The following is a 15,272-nucleotide window of genomic DNA, read 5'->3' as shown; positions in this document are numbered from 1 at the left end:
ACGGGCGATTTGGGTTTCTGGGGCACAGTCGACGACGAGGATGCGGTCGACCTTGTCTTTCCACTTGCTGCCCGACTCGGCCAGCAGGGGGACGTCGTAGATGATGTGCTGGTCGGGTAAGGCCAAGCCAGCTTGTTGGTCGGCGTGCAGACCAATCAGCGGGTGGAGTACGGCTTCGAGCCGGGCCATGGCCAGCGGGTCGGTGAAGGCCAGTTCGCGCATGCGGGCGCGGTCCATCGCGCCGGTTGGGTCGATGAAGGCTTCGCCAAATTGTTGCGCGATGTGAGGGATGGCGGCGCCTTGCGGTGCGGTGAGCGCACGCGAGATGGCGTCCGTGTCCACCAGGTGGGCACCCAATTCCACCAGCATCTGGCTGACAGTGGACTTGCCACTGCCGATGCCCCCAGTGAGTCCAATGGTCAGGCGCGGAGGCGCGTTCGCGGGCATGCGCCGACGCCCCTCTGTCAGGCCCAGCCCAGCCAGCCCAACACGCGGGCTGACCCGGCCAGAGCTACCACGAGGCCCGCGCCCGCCAGGAAGGGGCCGTAGGGCACATACACGCCTTCGCGCAACTGGCTGCTGAGCTTCATGCCGATGCCGATGACCGCCCCGATGATGGAGGAGCCGAGCACGATGGGCAGCACCATCTGCCAACCCAGCCAGGCACCCAGCGCGGCGAGCAGCTTGAAGTCGCCATAACCCATGCCTTCTTTGCCGGTGGTGAGCTTGAACAGCCAGTACACCGACCACAGCGACAGGTAACCCGCGACGGCGCCCCACAGCGCTTCATCCAAGGGCAGGTTCCAGCCCAGGCCGGCCACAACCAAGCCGGCCCAGAGCAGGGGCAGCGTGATGTTGTCGGGCAAGATGGTGGTGTCCCAGTCGATGGCCGATGCGGCCACGAGCGCCGCGACGAAGCCACACCACAGCAAGGTGGTGGGCTGGTTGCCAAAACGCCAGGCGCAGGCGGCAAACAGTGCGGCGGTAGCCAGCTCGATGAACGGGTAGCGCAGCGAGATGCGGGTGCCGCAGGCCGAGCACTTACCGCGCAGGGCTAACCAACTCAGCACAGGGATGTTCTCATACCAGCGGATGGCGTGGCCGCACGACGGACAGCGCGAAGCGGGCTTGGACAGGCTGAGTGCGCCAGCGTCACCCTGGGTACGAGCGCCCTGTTCTGCCTGAGCGACATGACCCGCTTGCGCGTCTTCTGACAGGCCCAACACCGAGCGAGCTTCGGCCTGCCACTGCTGCTCCATCATCTTGGGCATGCGATGGATGACCACATTGAGGAAGCTGCCCACGCACAAGCCCAGGATGCCCAGCCCCCAGGGCGTGAGCACGATGTCGGTCAAGACCGACCACAACGAATCAACGTCCATGAGCGATCAAACCACCTGGCCGAGCTTGAAGATGGGCAGGTACATCGACACGACGATGCCGCCGATGATGGTGCCCAAGATCACGATGATGAAGGGCTCCATCAGGCTGGACAGCGCCTTGACAGCCTCGTCGACCTCTTCTTCGTAGAAGTCGGCGGCCTTGCCCAGCATGTGGTCGAGCGAGCCCGACTCTTCACCGATGGAGCTCATCTGCATCACCATGACGGGGAACAGATTGACGTTCTGCATGGCCGTGGTGAGGCTGGTGCCGGTGGAGACGTCCTTCTGGATCTTCTCGGTGGCTTCCGTGAAGACGGCATTGCCCGAGGCCCCACCCACGGAGTCAAGTGCTTCGACCAGCGGCACACCAGCGGCAAACATGGTAGACAGGGTGCGCGTCCAGCGTGCGACGGCCGACTTGAACATCAGGTCTCCAAAAACGGGGACCTTGAGCAGCAACCGGTCCATGGTTTTCTGCATGGCCTCAGAGCGCTTCCAGCTTTCCAGGAAGAAGTACACCCCGCCCCCGATGATGCCAAAGATGGCCCACCAGTAGGACACGAAGAACTCGGACATGGCCATCACCATCAGCGTGGGCGCAGGCAGATCGGCGCCAAAGGAGGTGAAGACTTCCTTGAACGCCGGAATGACGAAGATCATGATGACGGCCACCACCACGAAGGCGACGACCAACACGGCGATGGGGTAGGTGAGCGCCGATTTGATCTTCTGCTTGATGGCGATGGTTTTCTCCTGGTAGGTGGCCAGGCGCTCCAGCAGGGTTTCCAGGATACCGGCGGCTTCACCGGCTTCAACCAGGTTGCAATACAGCGCGTCGAAGTACAGCGGGTGTTTGCGGAACGAGGCCGACAGGCTGGTACCGGTCTCGACATCGCCCCGGATGTCCGCCAGCAGCTTGGTCACGCGGGGGTTGGTGCTGCCGCGCCCGACGATGTCGAAGGCCTGCAGCAAGGGCACACCGGCCTTCATCATCGTGGCCAGTTGGCGCGTGAAGATGGCAATATCTTTCTGCTTGATCGAGCTGCCGCCCGAGGTGCGGCGCTTCTTGACCTTCTGGACCAAGACGCCCTGTCGGCGCAGGGTGGCTCCGACCAATGCCTCACCGCCAGCGCGCATTTCGCCTTTGACGATTTTGCCGTTGCGGTCTTTGCCTTCCCATTCGAAGACGAACTCTTGCGGTTTCTTGGCAGGTGCCGTGGCCATGTGTCAGGACTCCGTGTCGGTTTCGGGGGTCTTATTCGTTGGTGACCGCAATCACCTCTTCCAAAGAGGTGACACCGGCGCGCACTTTGACCAGACCCGATTCCCGCAAGTCTCGCACGCCTTCTGCCTTGGCTTGCTGGGCAATATCCATAGCTGTGCCTTGCGAGAGAATGATTCGTTGTATTTCCTCACTAATGGGCATGACCTGGTAAATGCCAACCCGCCCTTTGTAACCGTTGTTACAAGATGAGCAGCCGACGGCCTTGTAAGGTTTCCAGCTACCGTCGAGGTCGGACTCTTTGTAGCCTGCCCGCAGCAGGGCCTCACGTGGGTAGTCGGCCGGGGCTTTGCAGTTCTCGCAGAGTTTGCGTGCCAGGCGCTGGGCGGTGATCAGGATGACCGACGAGGCGATGTTGAACGGCGCCACGCCCATGTTCATCAGGCGGGTGAGGGTGCCGGGGGCATCGTTGGTGTGCAGGGTGGACATCACCATGTGGCCAGTTTGCGCGGCCTTGATGGCGATGTCGGCGGTGTCCAGGTCACGGATTTCACCGACCATGATGATGTCAGGATCCTGACGCAGGAAGGCCTTGAGGGCCACCGAGAAGTTGAGCCCCGCCCGGTCGTTGACGTTGACCTGGTTGATACCGGGGAGGTTGATTTCTGCCGGATCCTCGACGGTGGAGATGTTGACGCCGGGCTGGTTGAGGATGTTCAGGCAGGTGTACAGCGACACGGTTTTACCCGAGCCCGTGGGGCCGGTGACCAGCACCATGCCGTAGGGGCGGCCGATGGCGGCCAGTAGGCGCTCTTTCTCGGCGGGCTCATAACCCAGCGCTTCGATCCCCAGCTTGGCGCTGGACGGATCGAGGATGCGGATCACGATCTTTTCGCCAAACAGCGTGGGCAGGGTGCTGACCCGGAAGTCGATGGCCTTGTTGCCGAACTTGAGCTTCATGCGGCCGTCTTGCGGCACGCGCTTTTCAGCAATGTCGAGCTTGGAGATGACCTTGATGCGGGAGGCGAGCTTTTCCTTGATGGCGATGGGCGGCTGGGTGACTTCGCGCAGTTCGCCGTCGACGCGGAAGCGGACGCGGTAGTTGTACTCGTAGGGTTCGAAGTGCAGGTCGGAGGCGCGGGCATTGATCGCGTCGATCAGCATCTTCTGCAGGAAGCGCACCACGGGGGCGTCTTCCACCTCGGACGCCACGTCGGGGGACTCGGGCTGCGCGGAACCGGTGTCTTCGGTGACGTCGAACTCGAAGTCGCTGGAGGCCAATGCCGCCAGCTGCTCTTGTGCGCTGGCGGTGCTGCCTTCCAGCATCTTGAGCAGCTTGTCGTGCTCAACGATGATCCACTCGGGGTTGAGTTGGGTGGCGAACTTGATGCGCTCGACCGCCTCCTGGTTGGTTGGGTCGGAGGCGGCCACAAACAGGCGGTTGCCCCGCTTGGACAGGGCCAGCACTTGGTACTGCGACGACAGTTTGTTGTCGATGATGCCTTTGGGCAGGCGCTGCGCATCGACGGCAGACAGGTCCATCACCGGGACAGACAGGGCCTTGGAAAGGGTGTGCGCCAGCGCGTTGGCGGTGAGTTTGCCGCTGCTCACCACGGCGTGGACAAAGCTGCTCTTTTGCTCTTTGGCGGTGCGGGCCAGGGCGTCGGCTTCGGTACTGTCAAGCTTGCCGGCATTGACCAAGACGCGAGCCACACCGGTGAGGTGTCCAGGGGATTCTGCAAGGATGGAGTCTGCCATGGATTGTGTTCGATGCGGTGAGTCTATCCTGTAGGTCAGTACTTTGTTTCTTGATTACTTTATACGAGTTGTGCCCTCATGATCTGTTTTCTGTGTTGATAATGTTGTGCTCTGGAGCTTTGGGTCGCGTAATGGTAGGTGGACTTGCTCGAATGACGCGCAAGGTTGTCGCCTCGCCCACCTTGTGAGCGCAGTCAGTCAAAGAAGGCGTGGATGCGCATGCTGTGCGCACTTTGATCGAGTAAAATTTGCAGCCAATGATGGCTGCAGGGACTTCAGTTCCCATGCTCAATCCGTAAGATAGGACCAATTAAGTGCAGGTTGTTATCCCAATGTCTGGTTTTGGTGAGCGGTTTCGGCGTGCTGGTTATGCCGTTCCTAAGCCACTGATCGAAATCGATGGTAAGCCCATTATCGGGCACGTGATCGATATGTTTCCCGGTGAGTCTGATTTTGTATTTATTTGCAACAAGGACCATCTCCAGTGCCCTGAATACGACATGCTGGGAACCCTTCAGCGACTTTGTCCAACGGGTCGGGTCGTTGGGATTGAGTCGCACAAGCTGGGTCCGGTGCATGCGGTTCAGCAGATAGAAGGCCTCATCGACTCGCAACGCCCTGTAGTCCTGAACTACTGCGATTTCACCTGCCTATGGGATTGGGCGCATTTCAAGACGTTCGTTCAGGTCAGTGCTTGCGATGGGGCAATACCCGCCTATAAGGGGTTTCATCCGCATACCCTGGGCTCTACAAATTACGCCTACATGCGCGAAAGCGGTGGCAGGGTCCTCGACATCCAGGAAAAGCAGCCCTATACGGATGATCGGATGAACGAGTACGCCTCCAGCGGCACATATTATTTCCGCTCGGGCGAGGTAATGAAGCAGGCCTTGGCCGAAGCCCGTCGCCGGGAGTTGCAGGTCAACGGCGAGTTCTATGTCAGCTTGGCCTACAAGCCCATGCTAGATGCCGGCCAGGACGTTCGCGTTTACGCCCTGCAGCACTTCATGCAGTGGGGCACGCCCGAAGACGTGGCCGAATACCGTGGCTGGTCGGATGCGTTCCGTGCGCTTCAGCAGAAAGGCGTCAGCGAGCCCCGGGCCACTGCCGGCGCCGTGATCGTGCCCATGGCGGGCATGGGGCAGCGTTTTGCCCGCGAGGGCTACGTTCAGACCAAGCCGCTGATCCCCGTGTCGGGGCGTCCCATGGTACTGCAGGCCGCGAGCGACTTGCCGCATGTGCAGCAACATGCGTTCGTGCTGCGCACCGACATGCCTGGGCGGGACGATATCGGCCAAACTCTGCTGGGTGCCTTCCCCGGGGCCGTCCTGCGCGACGTGCCTCACGTGACGCAAGGTCAGGCCTGCTCTGCCGAGCTGGGGTTGCAGGCCCTGGTAGAGCGGGTGGGCGAGGTGGTTGGGCCTATCACGTTCGGGGCCTGCGACAACGGTGCTCTGTATGACCGCGCGGCCTTCGAGCAATTGATGGAGCGTGCCGACGTCGATGTGGTGGTCTGGGTGGCCCGTGGACACGCCAACGCCGTGCGCCACCCCCAGATGTTCGGCTGGGTCGATGCCGACGAGACCGGACTCATCCGCCGAGTGTCCGTGAAGCAGCCCCTGGCCCAGCCCGCCAGCGATCCGATCGTCATTGGCACCTTCACGTTTAAGCGTCAAGACCACTTCGAGATGTCGCTCAAGCGCCTCATCGAACAGAACGACCGTATCAACGGCGAGTTCTACCTGGACTCGACGGTCAATCACGCCCTGGCGATGGGGCTGCGTTGCTACGTGTTCGAGGTGGATCACTTCTTCTCTTGGGGCACGCCCAACGACTTGCGCACCTTCGAGTACTGGCAGTCCTGCTTCGACAAATGGCCGTCGCACCCTTATTCGCTCGAACTCGACCAGCGTGTTCCTCCCGAAGCCGTCCAGCCTCTGCGCGCTCGTCAGGCTTGGGTGCATCCTGCTCCCCAGGACCTGAGCGCCTGATGATCTGCCGCGAAGCAGCCACCTTCCTGGTGGTCGGGGGCGTCACGGTGCTGGTGGATTTCACCAGTTACACCCTGATGCAGGCCTGGATCGGTTTGCCTGTGGATGTGGCCAAGGGCTTGGGGTTCCTGATCGGCACAGCGTTCGCCTATTTCGCCAACCGCCACTGGACGTTCGGGCACCAGGAGCCTGTGCGCGGCAGCGCCTGGCGCTTTGCGCTGCTCTATGGTGTCACTCTGGCGTTCAACGTGCTTATCAACGCGGCCAGCCTGCGCGCCCTGCATGGCGTGGCCTGGGACAGGTCAGGTGCCTTCATTTTGGCCACGGGCGTTTCGGCATTCCTAAACTTCCTGGGCATGAAGTACCTGATTTTTCGCCAGCGCCCGGGAGCCAAGCTATCTTCGACATGAAGCTCTCTCTTATCATTCCATGCTACAACGAATCGGCCAACCTGCCGCCCCTGATCGCCCGATGTGCAGAGGTGGCGAAAGCGGGGGGCGTGGAGGTCCTGTTGGTCAACAATGGCTCGACAGATGACAGCGCGGCCGTGCTGGCCCGGCTGCTGCCATCCCATCCCGGGGTGCGGTCGGTGCACGTTGAAACGAACCAGGGTTATGGTTTCGGCATCCTGTCCGGATTGCGTGCCGCCCATGGCGATGTCCTGGCCTGGACGCACGCCGACATGCAGACCGATCCGATGGATGCTATCAAGGGGCTGGCATGCTTCAAGCAGCATGGCCTGGACGTCTTCGTCAAGGGCAAGCGGCACGGCCGTCCTTTCGCGGACGTCGTGTTCACCGTGGGCATGAGTTGCTTCGAGACCGCGTTGCTGCAAAAGCCGCTGTGGGACATCAATGCCCAGCCGACAATGTTCTCCCGCAGGTTCTTCCAGACATGGTCGGACGACGCGCCGCACGACTTTTCGCTCGATCTCTATGCCTACTACATGGCACGCAATGCCGGGCTGGAGGTTCATCGTTTCCCGGTGCTGTTCGGCAAGCGCCTGCACGGCACCTCGCACTGGAACGTGAACTGGGCCGCCAAACGAAAGTTCATCAAGCGAACGGTTAATTTCAGTTTGGAACTCAAAAAGAAAGTTCGTGCTGCATGAACCTCATCGCTCATCGCCGGAACACCATCGCCGAACTTAAGGCCACACCGACGCAATACGGCGTGGAAATCGACCTGCGCAGCCAGGGGCAGAAGTTGATCGTGCAGCACGATCCTTTTGCTGATGGCGAGGACTTCGAACGTTGGCTCGATCACTTCCGCCACGGTACCTTGATCCTCAATGTAAAGGAAGAGGGTTTGGAGGAGCGCCTGATCGGGTTGATGGCTGCCCGTGGTATTTCCGACTACTTTTTCCTCGATCAGTCGTTCCCGTTCCTGATCCGTTGGGCCAGGAACGGGGAGCATCGTTGCGCAGTCCGAGTGTCGGAGTTCGAGTCCATCGAAACGGCACTGGCCCTTGCCGGGCAGATAGATTGGGCCTGGGTGGATTGCTTTACCCGTTTCCCCCTGGACAGGGCTGGAGCGAACCGCCTGCATGACGCCGGCTTCAAGCTCTGTGTGGTGTCGCCAGAGCTCCAGGGCCGGGCCGCCGAAGCCGAGATTCTTTCCTTTGCTTCCTTGCTGGAAAGCCAGGGCGTGAAGCCCGATGCGGTGTGCACGAAGCGGCCCGATCTGTGGGAAGGCCTTTCGGTTAAGTGATGTCCAAGCTGATCCTTCATCCATTGTTTCTGCTCGGGGTGGCGCTGCGCCTGGCGCTGCTCGTGTTGCTGCAGCCCTGGGCCGAGACCCAGTGGTATTTGCCTTTCCTCTCGCACTGGTTCGAAGCCCCCTCGATCGACCCCTGGAGTCGCTTCCTTGTCGACGGTGGCAACCCAGCGGCCTTCCCGTACGGCGTGGTGATGTGGGGCGCCTTCCTGCCCTTGTCATCGCTGGCGCATGCCTTGGGGGCGAATTTGCACTTCGCTTACGCGGGCACTCTGCTTGTGGCTGACCTGGGCATGCTGCTGGCCCTACGCCACCTGCACCCCGGTAATGATCGAACGTTGTTGATCTGGTACTGGCTGTCGCCCATCGTTGTCTTGGCCACCTACTGGCTGGGTCTTAACGACCTGATCCCGGTGCTGCTGCTGACCCTTGCCTTGCTAGCGGCTCAGCGGATGCGGATGCTCGTTGCAGGCGTGCTTTGCGGGGCTGCCGTGTCAGCCAAGTTCAGCATGGTCTTGGCGCTACCCTTCTTTCTGATCTATTTAATGCAGAACAAGGCCTTGCGCTGGACCTTGCCTTCATACATGAAAGGGCTCGGTGTCTCCTTTCTGACCCTGCTGGTGCCTTTTGCACTCTCAGTCGGTGGCCTTCACATGCTCCTGCGCAACCCCGAGATGGGCAAGGTTTACCAGTTCGCCGTCGAGTTGGGTGTGAATTCGCGCCTGTACCTGCTTCCCATGGCCTACGTTTTGGCTCTGTACCTGACTTGGCAAATCCGGCGGCTAAATTTCGAACTTTTCATGGCCATGTTGGGGCTAGCGTTTTTCCTCGTGGTACTGATGACCCCAGCCTCGCCTGGCTGGTTCATCTGGATCCTGCCTTTGCTAATCGGGTACTTGATCCGCTCGGATCGCAAAGCTGCAGGGCTGACGGCTGTGTTCACTATTCTGTATGCCATTGGCAACGTGATAGTGATGCCCTGGCCGGAATCGGCCATCGATATGCCTTGGCTACAGGAGCGAACACAACACGTGCGATGGTTGCCCCACCCCATGCTACCGACATTGTTGACGGCCGTCGGTGCCGTGCTTGGCTGGCGGATTTGGCGCGACACAGTAAAGGCGAACGACTATTTCCGACTCAGTCGAAAGCCGTTCGTGATTGGCATCGCAGGCGATTCCGGGGCTGGTAAGGACACCTTGTCCGATGCACTGGCCGACCTTTTCGGGCGTCACTCCGTCTCAACCATTTCGGGCGATGACTACCACCTATGGGACCGCCAGAAACCCATGTGGCAGGTGATGACGCACCTAAACCCGCGTGCGAACGACTTGGAGTCCTATGCCCATGATCTCCTTGCGCTTACGGACGGTCGCACCATCACGTCACGGCACTACGACCACAGCACGGGAAAGATGAGCCTACCCTTTGAGGTGCGCAGCAACGACTTCATCATCGCCAGCGGCCTGCACGCGCTCTACTTGCCAATCCTGCGCCGCTGTTACGACCTTAGTATCTACCTTGACATAGACGAGGGCCTGCGACGCTTTCTCAAACTGGAGCGTGACGTCAAGCAACGTGGTCACACGGTGGAGCGAGTACTGAGTGCGCTGGCCAAGCGGGCCCCTGACTCGGACCGGTTCATCCGTCCACAAGCGCAGCATGCCGACTTGGTAATGTCTATGCAGCCCATCCACCCCCGACTACTGGAGGGGGATGTCAAGCAGATGCGCTACAAGCTGCAGGCCCGCTCGCGTCATGGCCTTAGCGAAGGATCTCTGGCCCGTGTGCTTACCGGGGTATGTGGGCTGCACGTGGACATGACCACCGGACCTGACGCAGACCAGGAGATCGAGTTGGTGATCGAAGGCGAGACATCGGCCGAGGACATTGCTCTGGCCGCTCAGATGCTGTTCCCGGAGATGCTGGCGTTCTTGGACACGCAGCCTCAATGGAAGGACGGCATCCTCGGTCTAATGCAGCTGATCACGCTGTCGCACATTCAACAGGCATTGAAGAAACGTTTCCTATGGTGAGAATGCTTAATCCCGGCTGTTTTGAACGTCTGCCGGATGCCATCTTGTTCGATACGGACAACACGCTCTATCACTACGATCCAGCCCATGACGCGGCGATGTTGGCTGTCAGGGAGAAGGTCACGCGGACCTTCTCGATTGAGCCGGAGGCTTTTGATCGGGCCTATGACGAGGCTAGGTCCCAGGTTAAGAAGCGCCTCAAACACACGGCCTCGTCGCACAGCCGCCTGTTGTACTTTCAGCGGATGCTCGAGATCATTGGACTGGGCTCGCAGGTCATGTTGGCACTTGACTTCGAGCAGACCTACTGGCGCACGTTCCTGAGCCAGGCGGTTCTATTCGACGAGGTCAAGGACCTGCTCGACGACCTGCGCCTGTTGGGCGTGCCGACGGCGATCGTCACGGACCTCACCGCGCAGATCCAGTTCCGCAAGGTGGTGTATTTCGGCCTCGATCACTACTTTGACTACATCGTGACCAGTGAAGAGGCGGGCCATGACAAGCCCCATCCCGCCCCCTTCCAGATTGCCCTAGAGAAGATGCGACCAAAAGGCGACTGCATCTGGATGATTGGCGACAACCACGTCAACGACATCCAGGGGGGGAGAGAGCAAATCAAGGCGGTGACGCTGCAAAAGTTGCATGATGGGGTGGTTGAGGGGACGGGCGTCACCGCTCCGGACGCCACCTTCCAGGATTTCGCAGAGCTTCGGGTCTTGTTGCGTCGCCTATCCGGTCTGTGAGGACACGATCATGAACATGCATGAGCAAATTTCTCGGTTCTGTGCGCAGATCGGTGCAAATCCTTTGTTAGTCCAAGGGGCTGGTGGGAATGTGTCTTGGAAGGACTCCGAGGTTCTTTGGATCAAGGCTTCTGGTACGTGGCTCAAGGAGGCGCTCGAGCGAGATATCTTCGTCCCGGTAGATTTGATTGATCTAGGGGTGGCATTGAAGAATGAGCGCTTTGACGCTACGCCGAAAGTCATCGCCGGTGCAGTCCTGCGCCCATCAATTGAGACAGTGCTCCATGCCTTACTGCCTCAGCGAGTGGTTGTGCATGTCCATGCTATCGATGCATTGGCATGGTTAGTTAGGACTGATCCATGGCCGGCGCTCCAATCCCGTCTGTCTCCTAGGTGGAAGCCTTGTTTCGTGCCCTACCGCAAGCCAGGAGCAGAGTTGGCAAGGGTGATAGCGGAAGCCGTTAGTTCGAACCCAACAACTCAACTGGTCTGCATGGCCAATCACGGGGTGGTGATTGCTGCGGACACTTTAGATGAGGTGCAACTAATCCTTGAAGATACTATAACTGCCTTGCGCGTGATGCCGTTGCCGTTGCAAAAGCTTCAGCCTGCGAGCCCCATTCGGGTTGACGAGCATCATTTTTTACATGCTGTACCCTTAGAAGCTGTTCAAGGTCAGGATCTCAGCGCGCAGGGTTTATCCCGTATGGCTGATGCGTGGGCCCTATACCCTGATCATGTGGTTTTCCTTGGGGCTGAACCTATCTGTCACTCATCGTCTGATGAGGCTCGGCAGTTTGTTTTAGAGAACCCTACTTATTCGGCAGGACGTCCTCATTTTATCCGAGATCAAGGCGTGTTTTCGTTGCGACCATTATCAGTCGGTCAGTTGGCGCAATTAAGGTGCTATGTCGATGTGATGCAGAGGCAGCATTCCACGCAGGCGTTGCAGGTTCTTTCCCGTGAGAATGTTCAGGAATTGTTGGATTGGGATGCTGAGAAGTATCGCAGGCAGCTTGATGAGTGAATTAAGGCTGTTTGGTCCTGATTTTTCGGTTGGTGTAATGATGTGGTATGGTTTTTGGGTCTTGTTGTTGCGATTTGTTGGGTATCGAATCTGCGCGAGGCGGATGAAACGTATCCTGCGCGCACATCAATGGTGTAGTAGTTCAATACTTTTGGTGTTGTATCAGCTTTAATCACGGTAATGTGTGCTTGCGCCATTTTTGCTGTTCTGCTAGTGGCTTGATGGTGTTTTGCTTGGTGGTGGTTGCGACTAAATTGATCGCGTGCTTACCTCTTGGATGTGGTGTTTTTTTGGAAGCATGGCTGTGTCAGTCGGTTTTGGTGTGAAAATGATAATACAGTCGCTCGGCAGTAATATTCCTTCCGGGGCTTCGTTTCTTGGTGTTGAGTCTCGGGTGGGGCGTGTAATTGTCGCGGGGGCGCTCGCGATTTTTACTGTTGCCGTAGTCGCATGCGTGTGGCTAATGCTCAGGCCGGGTTGGTATATAAATACAGGCAATCTTCATGACGTTTTTCTTCCATTGAATTCGGCTCTGGCGGCGCATCAGGGGCTCGGTCTTCATAAAGATTTCCATACCCCATTCGGGTGGGTCTACGCATGCCTGAATAAATGGGCTTGGCTTTATATCAATGAGGGGGGAGGGCTATCGATCAACGACATAACCGTAGTGGCGTCTATTTTTTGGGTTGCGTTGATACTGTTTGCTTTTGTTGTGTGCCTATTGGCGCTTCCTAGAACGCACCGCCCTAATTGGCTGCAGACTTGGTTGCTCGGATTGTTGCTGGTTTTGTTGTCCTTTAATTTTAGGGGGGTCTCCACGTTCAGTATTAAGGACATCACGTGGTATGGTGCATACAATGGGCATCTTTGGTCGCTTATGTCGTTGCAGATGATTTTAGTATTCATCGCTGCGAGAACTCAACCAACGCGTCGTGTTGTGATTGTCTCGGCAATAATGCAAGCCCTTTGTGTGACAATGTCCGTAAACTACAAGATCTCATTCGGTCTAGCTTCGCTTTTGCTTGCCTTGGCGCCTCTCTTTGTGCGTGCGAATGGATTTGCTTGGAGGGGCGGGTATCTGCTGCTTACGCTCTTTTTGTGCATTTCTGCTTCAATTGTCTTGTCGCCGGTTGATTATTCTTATGGTTTATACCTTCGAGACATACGAAGTGCACTTGTTGCTAAATCTGAGTTCTCTTCTGATGGAGGTCATATTTTTGCTGCGTTTATGATGTTGGTCTTGTGCACTGCACTAGTCGCGTTGCTGCAGTTGCGTATGGTCGGTAAAGGCGAAGCATCTGTCGTGGTTAACTGCGGGCGCCGCTTTAGGGTTCTTGACATAACGTTTGGCGGCCTCATTTCTGCTGGTGTTGTTCTTGGTGTTTTGGGAGACTTTTCTAAGCCCTTCTATATGGTGCTGGTCTGCGTCGCGGTTTGTGTTCTGATATTTGCAGCCGGAGGGGTTTGGGGTGTGGCGCTGCGGCGGTTTGCGGTGGCATACTTGTGCGTTATTTTGGTTTTTGGTCTATGGTCGAACTTTCGGATAGTTGGTTACAAAGGTGGTGCTGCTAAAAATAATTACGAGAAGGTTGTGGTCTCCACAAAATATGGTGACTTGAAGTGGGTTATTCCAGGGGGGGCAACATACAATGGGTTGACTGAGATTTTTGAGCTTAAGGAGAACCCCAAAAAGCTTGATGTCCTGTTAAATATTGCATTCCCTTTTGATGAAGAGTATCGAAAGTATCGCGTCCCGTTCCATAATGGGGATTATGTTAAGTCAATGAACTTGGCTCGCGAAACAGTAGCAGATCTCATGATGCAGGGGCATAATAATGTTCTGATGTTGGCTTTTGCGAACCCGCTGCCTCTTCTTGTCGGGGGGCGTCTTCCGAAAGGTAGTGAGCACTGGATTCATTTTGGAACAGCTACACCGATGTTCGAAAAGGACAATGAAATGTTCGCAACATTTCAAAGCTCAGACATTATTGTGCTGCCGGTGACCTCTATTGATTCTCGCAGCCAGATTTTTCTTAACTGCAAATTTTTTGTTTGGAATATGAGTCGCGCTGAACCGCACCAGTTGGTTCATTATGATAAGTACAATTTTTACTTTACAAAATCACCCTCGGCTGCCGCTATTCCAATTGATCAGGTTGAAATTCGCTCGCGCTGTGAGGAAATAGTTAATAAATTCCGATCGGGTAAGGCGTAGTTGGGCGGGGCGTATTCCAAATGTAAGGAATATGCCGAAATTTTGGGGCGGTGAATTGTTCGCTCCTTCGGGTGCGATCAATGTCTATTTCTGTTTTGATGGCGTGCTATTGTTGTTGTATCTGGAAACGCTGCGGTCGCAGTATATGGTGAGTGTGATGGTGATGCGCCCCGGGTTGCGCGGAGACTCCAACACTGGAGAATGAAGCCTTTAAGAAGTCTCGGAAGTTTTCGCCTGAAGTCCGTGAACGTGCAGCGCGCATGGTGCTGGAGCACCATGGTGAGCATCTGTAGTAGTGCCGGCCATTGAGTCCATTGCCAGCACGATCGGCTTTGTGCCGCAGACGCTGCATACCTGGGGCAAGCTGCACGATGTCGATACAGGCATGCGCGGCGGGGTTTCGACCGCTGAAGCCCAGCGCATCAAGGACTTGAAGCGCGAGGTGCGTGGACAGCGAAGCCCAAAGAGACCTTGAAGCTGGCCAGCGCGTTTTTCGCCCAGACGGAGCTCGACGCCGCATCATGTCCTGAAGGCCTTCGTCGATCAACACCGGGTGCAGCTTGGGGGGGGTGATCTGCCGTGTCTTGCAGATCGCCCCCATCAGCCTATTGACGCAACGCCACGCCGCGCGTCAGCGGTAGTCCGCTTTGCGCTCGCTGCGAGCTCAGCGCGATGCAGGCCTCGTGCCGCAAATTTACCGTGTGTGGCAAGTCAACTTGCAGGTCTATGGTGCGGACAAGGTCTGACTCCAACTCAAATGGGAGGGCGTCCCGTGGCCCGCTGCACCGTCGTGAGGTAGGTGCGCCAGCACGGACTGCAGGGCGTGCGCAGAGGCAAGGCGCAGCGCACCACCATCCCGGATCACAAAGCCGCTTGATCGAGTCAATCGGCAGTTCCAAGCCGACCGCCCCAATCAGTTTTGGTTCTCGGACTTCAGTTGCGCTTCGACTTGGCAAGGCTGGGTCTATGCGGCTTTCGTCATTGAAGTGTTCAGCTATCGCATGGTGGGATGGCGCCAGAGGAGTTTCATGCAAACCGACTTTGCGCTGGAGCAGCTGACCTGCCCCCTCCCAACCGTACCAGTTGAATGGAAGTGAGGTCCGTCAACCTGGAGAATGACGGACATGAGGAAGAGTCGATTCACGGAGCAGCAGATCATCGGGTTCTTGAAGCAGGCCGAGT

General features: G+C 57.7%; 12 protein-coding genes and 1 other annotated feature. Of the genes, 8 read left to right on the top strand and 4 right to left on the bottom strand.

The genetic code is table 11. The annotated features are described in order from the left end of the window. The 4 genes from coaE to pilB form a co-directional block, all read right to left on the bottom strand. Positions 1–447, bottom strand: a 447-nt coding sequence (gene coaE / locus RBT42_RS16030; protein WP_320366949.1) for a dephospho-CoA kinase, incomplete at its 3' end; no start/stop codon positions are given. A 17-nt stretch (positions 448–464) separates the two neighbouring features. After that, complete coding sequence (locus RBT42_RS16025) at positions 465–1,382, bottom strand: A24 family peptidase (protein WP_320366948.1); 918 nt, start codon at positions 1,380–1,382, stop codon at positions 465–467. A gap of 6 nt (positions 1,383–1,388) precedes the next feature. Beyond that, positions 1,389–2,606, bottom strand: coding sequence for a type II secretion system F family protein (locus RBT42_RS16020; RefSeq protein WP_320366945.1), 1,218 nt, complete (start codon positions 2,604–2,606; stop codon positions 1,389–1,391). A 31-nt stretch (positions 2,607–2,637) separates the two neighbouring features. Next, the gene (pilB, locus tag RBT42_RS16015) at positions 2,638–4,362 is read right to left on the bottom strand and encodes a type IV-A pilus assembly ATPase PilB (RefSeq protein WP_320366943.1); all 1,725 of its coding nucleotides are present in this window, start codon (positions 4,360–4,362) and stop codon (positions 2,638–2,640) included. Positions 4,363–4,694: 332 nt separating this feature from the next. Between pilB and RBT42_RS16010 the strand changes: the two genes are divergently transcribed. The 8 genes from RBT42_RS16010 to RBT42_RS15975 all read left to right on the top strand — a co-directional run bounded on the left by RBT42_RS16010 (position 4,695) and on the right by RBT42_RS15975 (position 14,090). After that, positions 4,695–6,353, top strand: coding sequence for a sugar phosphate nucleotidyltransferase (locus RBT42_RS16010; protein ID WP_320366941.1), 1,659 nt, complete (start codon positions 4,695–4,697; stop codon positions 6,351–6,353). After that, positions 6,353–6,763 carry a GtrA family protein gene (locus RBT42_RS16005; RefSeq protein WP_320366939.1) on the top strand — a complete coding sequence of 137 codons (411 nt, stop codon included), beginning with the start codon at positions 6,353–6,355 and terminating at the stop codon, positions 6,761–6,763. The genes RBT42_RS16010 and RBT42_RS16005 overlap by 1 nt, the downstream gene beginning before the upstream one ends. Then, on the top strand, positions 6,760–7,464 hold the full coding sequence (locus RBT42_RS16000) for a glycosyltransferase family 2 protein (RefSeq protein ID WP_320366937.1): 705 nt from the start codon (positions 6,760–6,762) through the stop codon (positions 7,462–7,464). Before RBT42_RS16005 ends, RBT42_RS16000 begins: the two co-directional genes overlap by 4 nt. Next, the gene (locus RBT42_RS15995) at positions 7,461–8,063 is read left to right on the top strand and encodes a phosphatidylinositol-specific phospholipase C/glycerophosphodiester phosphodiesterase family protein (RefSeq protein ID WP_320366935.1); all 603 of its coding nucleotides are present in this window, start codon (positions 7,461–7,463) and stop codon (positions 8,061–8,063) included. The genes RBT42_RS16000 and RBT42_RS15995 overlap by 4 nt, the downstream gene beginning before the upstream one ends. Then, a complete protein-coding gene (locus RBT42_RS15990) occupies positions 8,063–10,105 on the top strand; it encodes a uridine kinase (protein WP_320366933.1) in 2,043 nt (680 codons plus the stop codon). Before RBT42_RS15995 ends, RBT42_RS15990 begins: the two co-directional genes overlap by 1 nt. Before the next feature lie 44 nt (positions 10,106–10,149). Further along, positions 10,150–10,848 (top strand): HAD family hydrolase, encoded by a 699-nt coding sequence (locus RBT42_RS15985; RefSeq protein WP_320366931.1) that lies wholly within the window; start codon positions 10,150–10,152, stop codon positions 10,846–10,848. A gap of 10 nt (positions 10,849–10,858) precedes the next feature. Beyond that, a complete protein-coding gene (locus RBT42_RS15980) occupies positions 10,859–11,875 on the top strand; it encodes a class II aldolase/adducin family protein (protein WP_320366929.1) in 1,017 nt (338 codons plus the stop codon). A 262-nt stretch (positions 11,876–12,137) separates the two neighbouring features. Then, a complete protein-coding gene (locus tag RBT42_RS15975; protein WP_320366927.1) occupies positions 12,138–14,090 on the top strand; it encodes a hypothetical protein in 1,953 nt (650 codons plus the stop codon). A 485-nt stretch (positions 14,091–14,575) separates the two neighbouring features. Then, positions 14,576–14,689 (top strand) — a sequence feature (AL1L pseudoknot). Positions 14,690–15,272 lie beyond the last annotated feature (583 nt).

Origin of the sequence: Aquabacterium sp. (assembly GCF_034003525.1) — a bacterium.
Taxonomy (GTDB): Bacteria; Pseudomonadota; Gammaproteobacteria; order Burkholderiales; family Burkholderiaceae_C; genus Aquabacterium.
The sequence above is the reverse complement of the archived record's forward strand: the minus strand, read 5'-3'. Positions and strand labels throughout refer to the sequence as shown.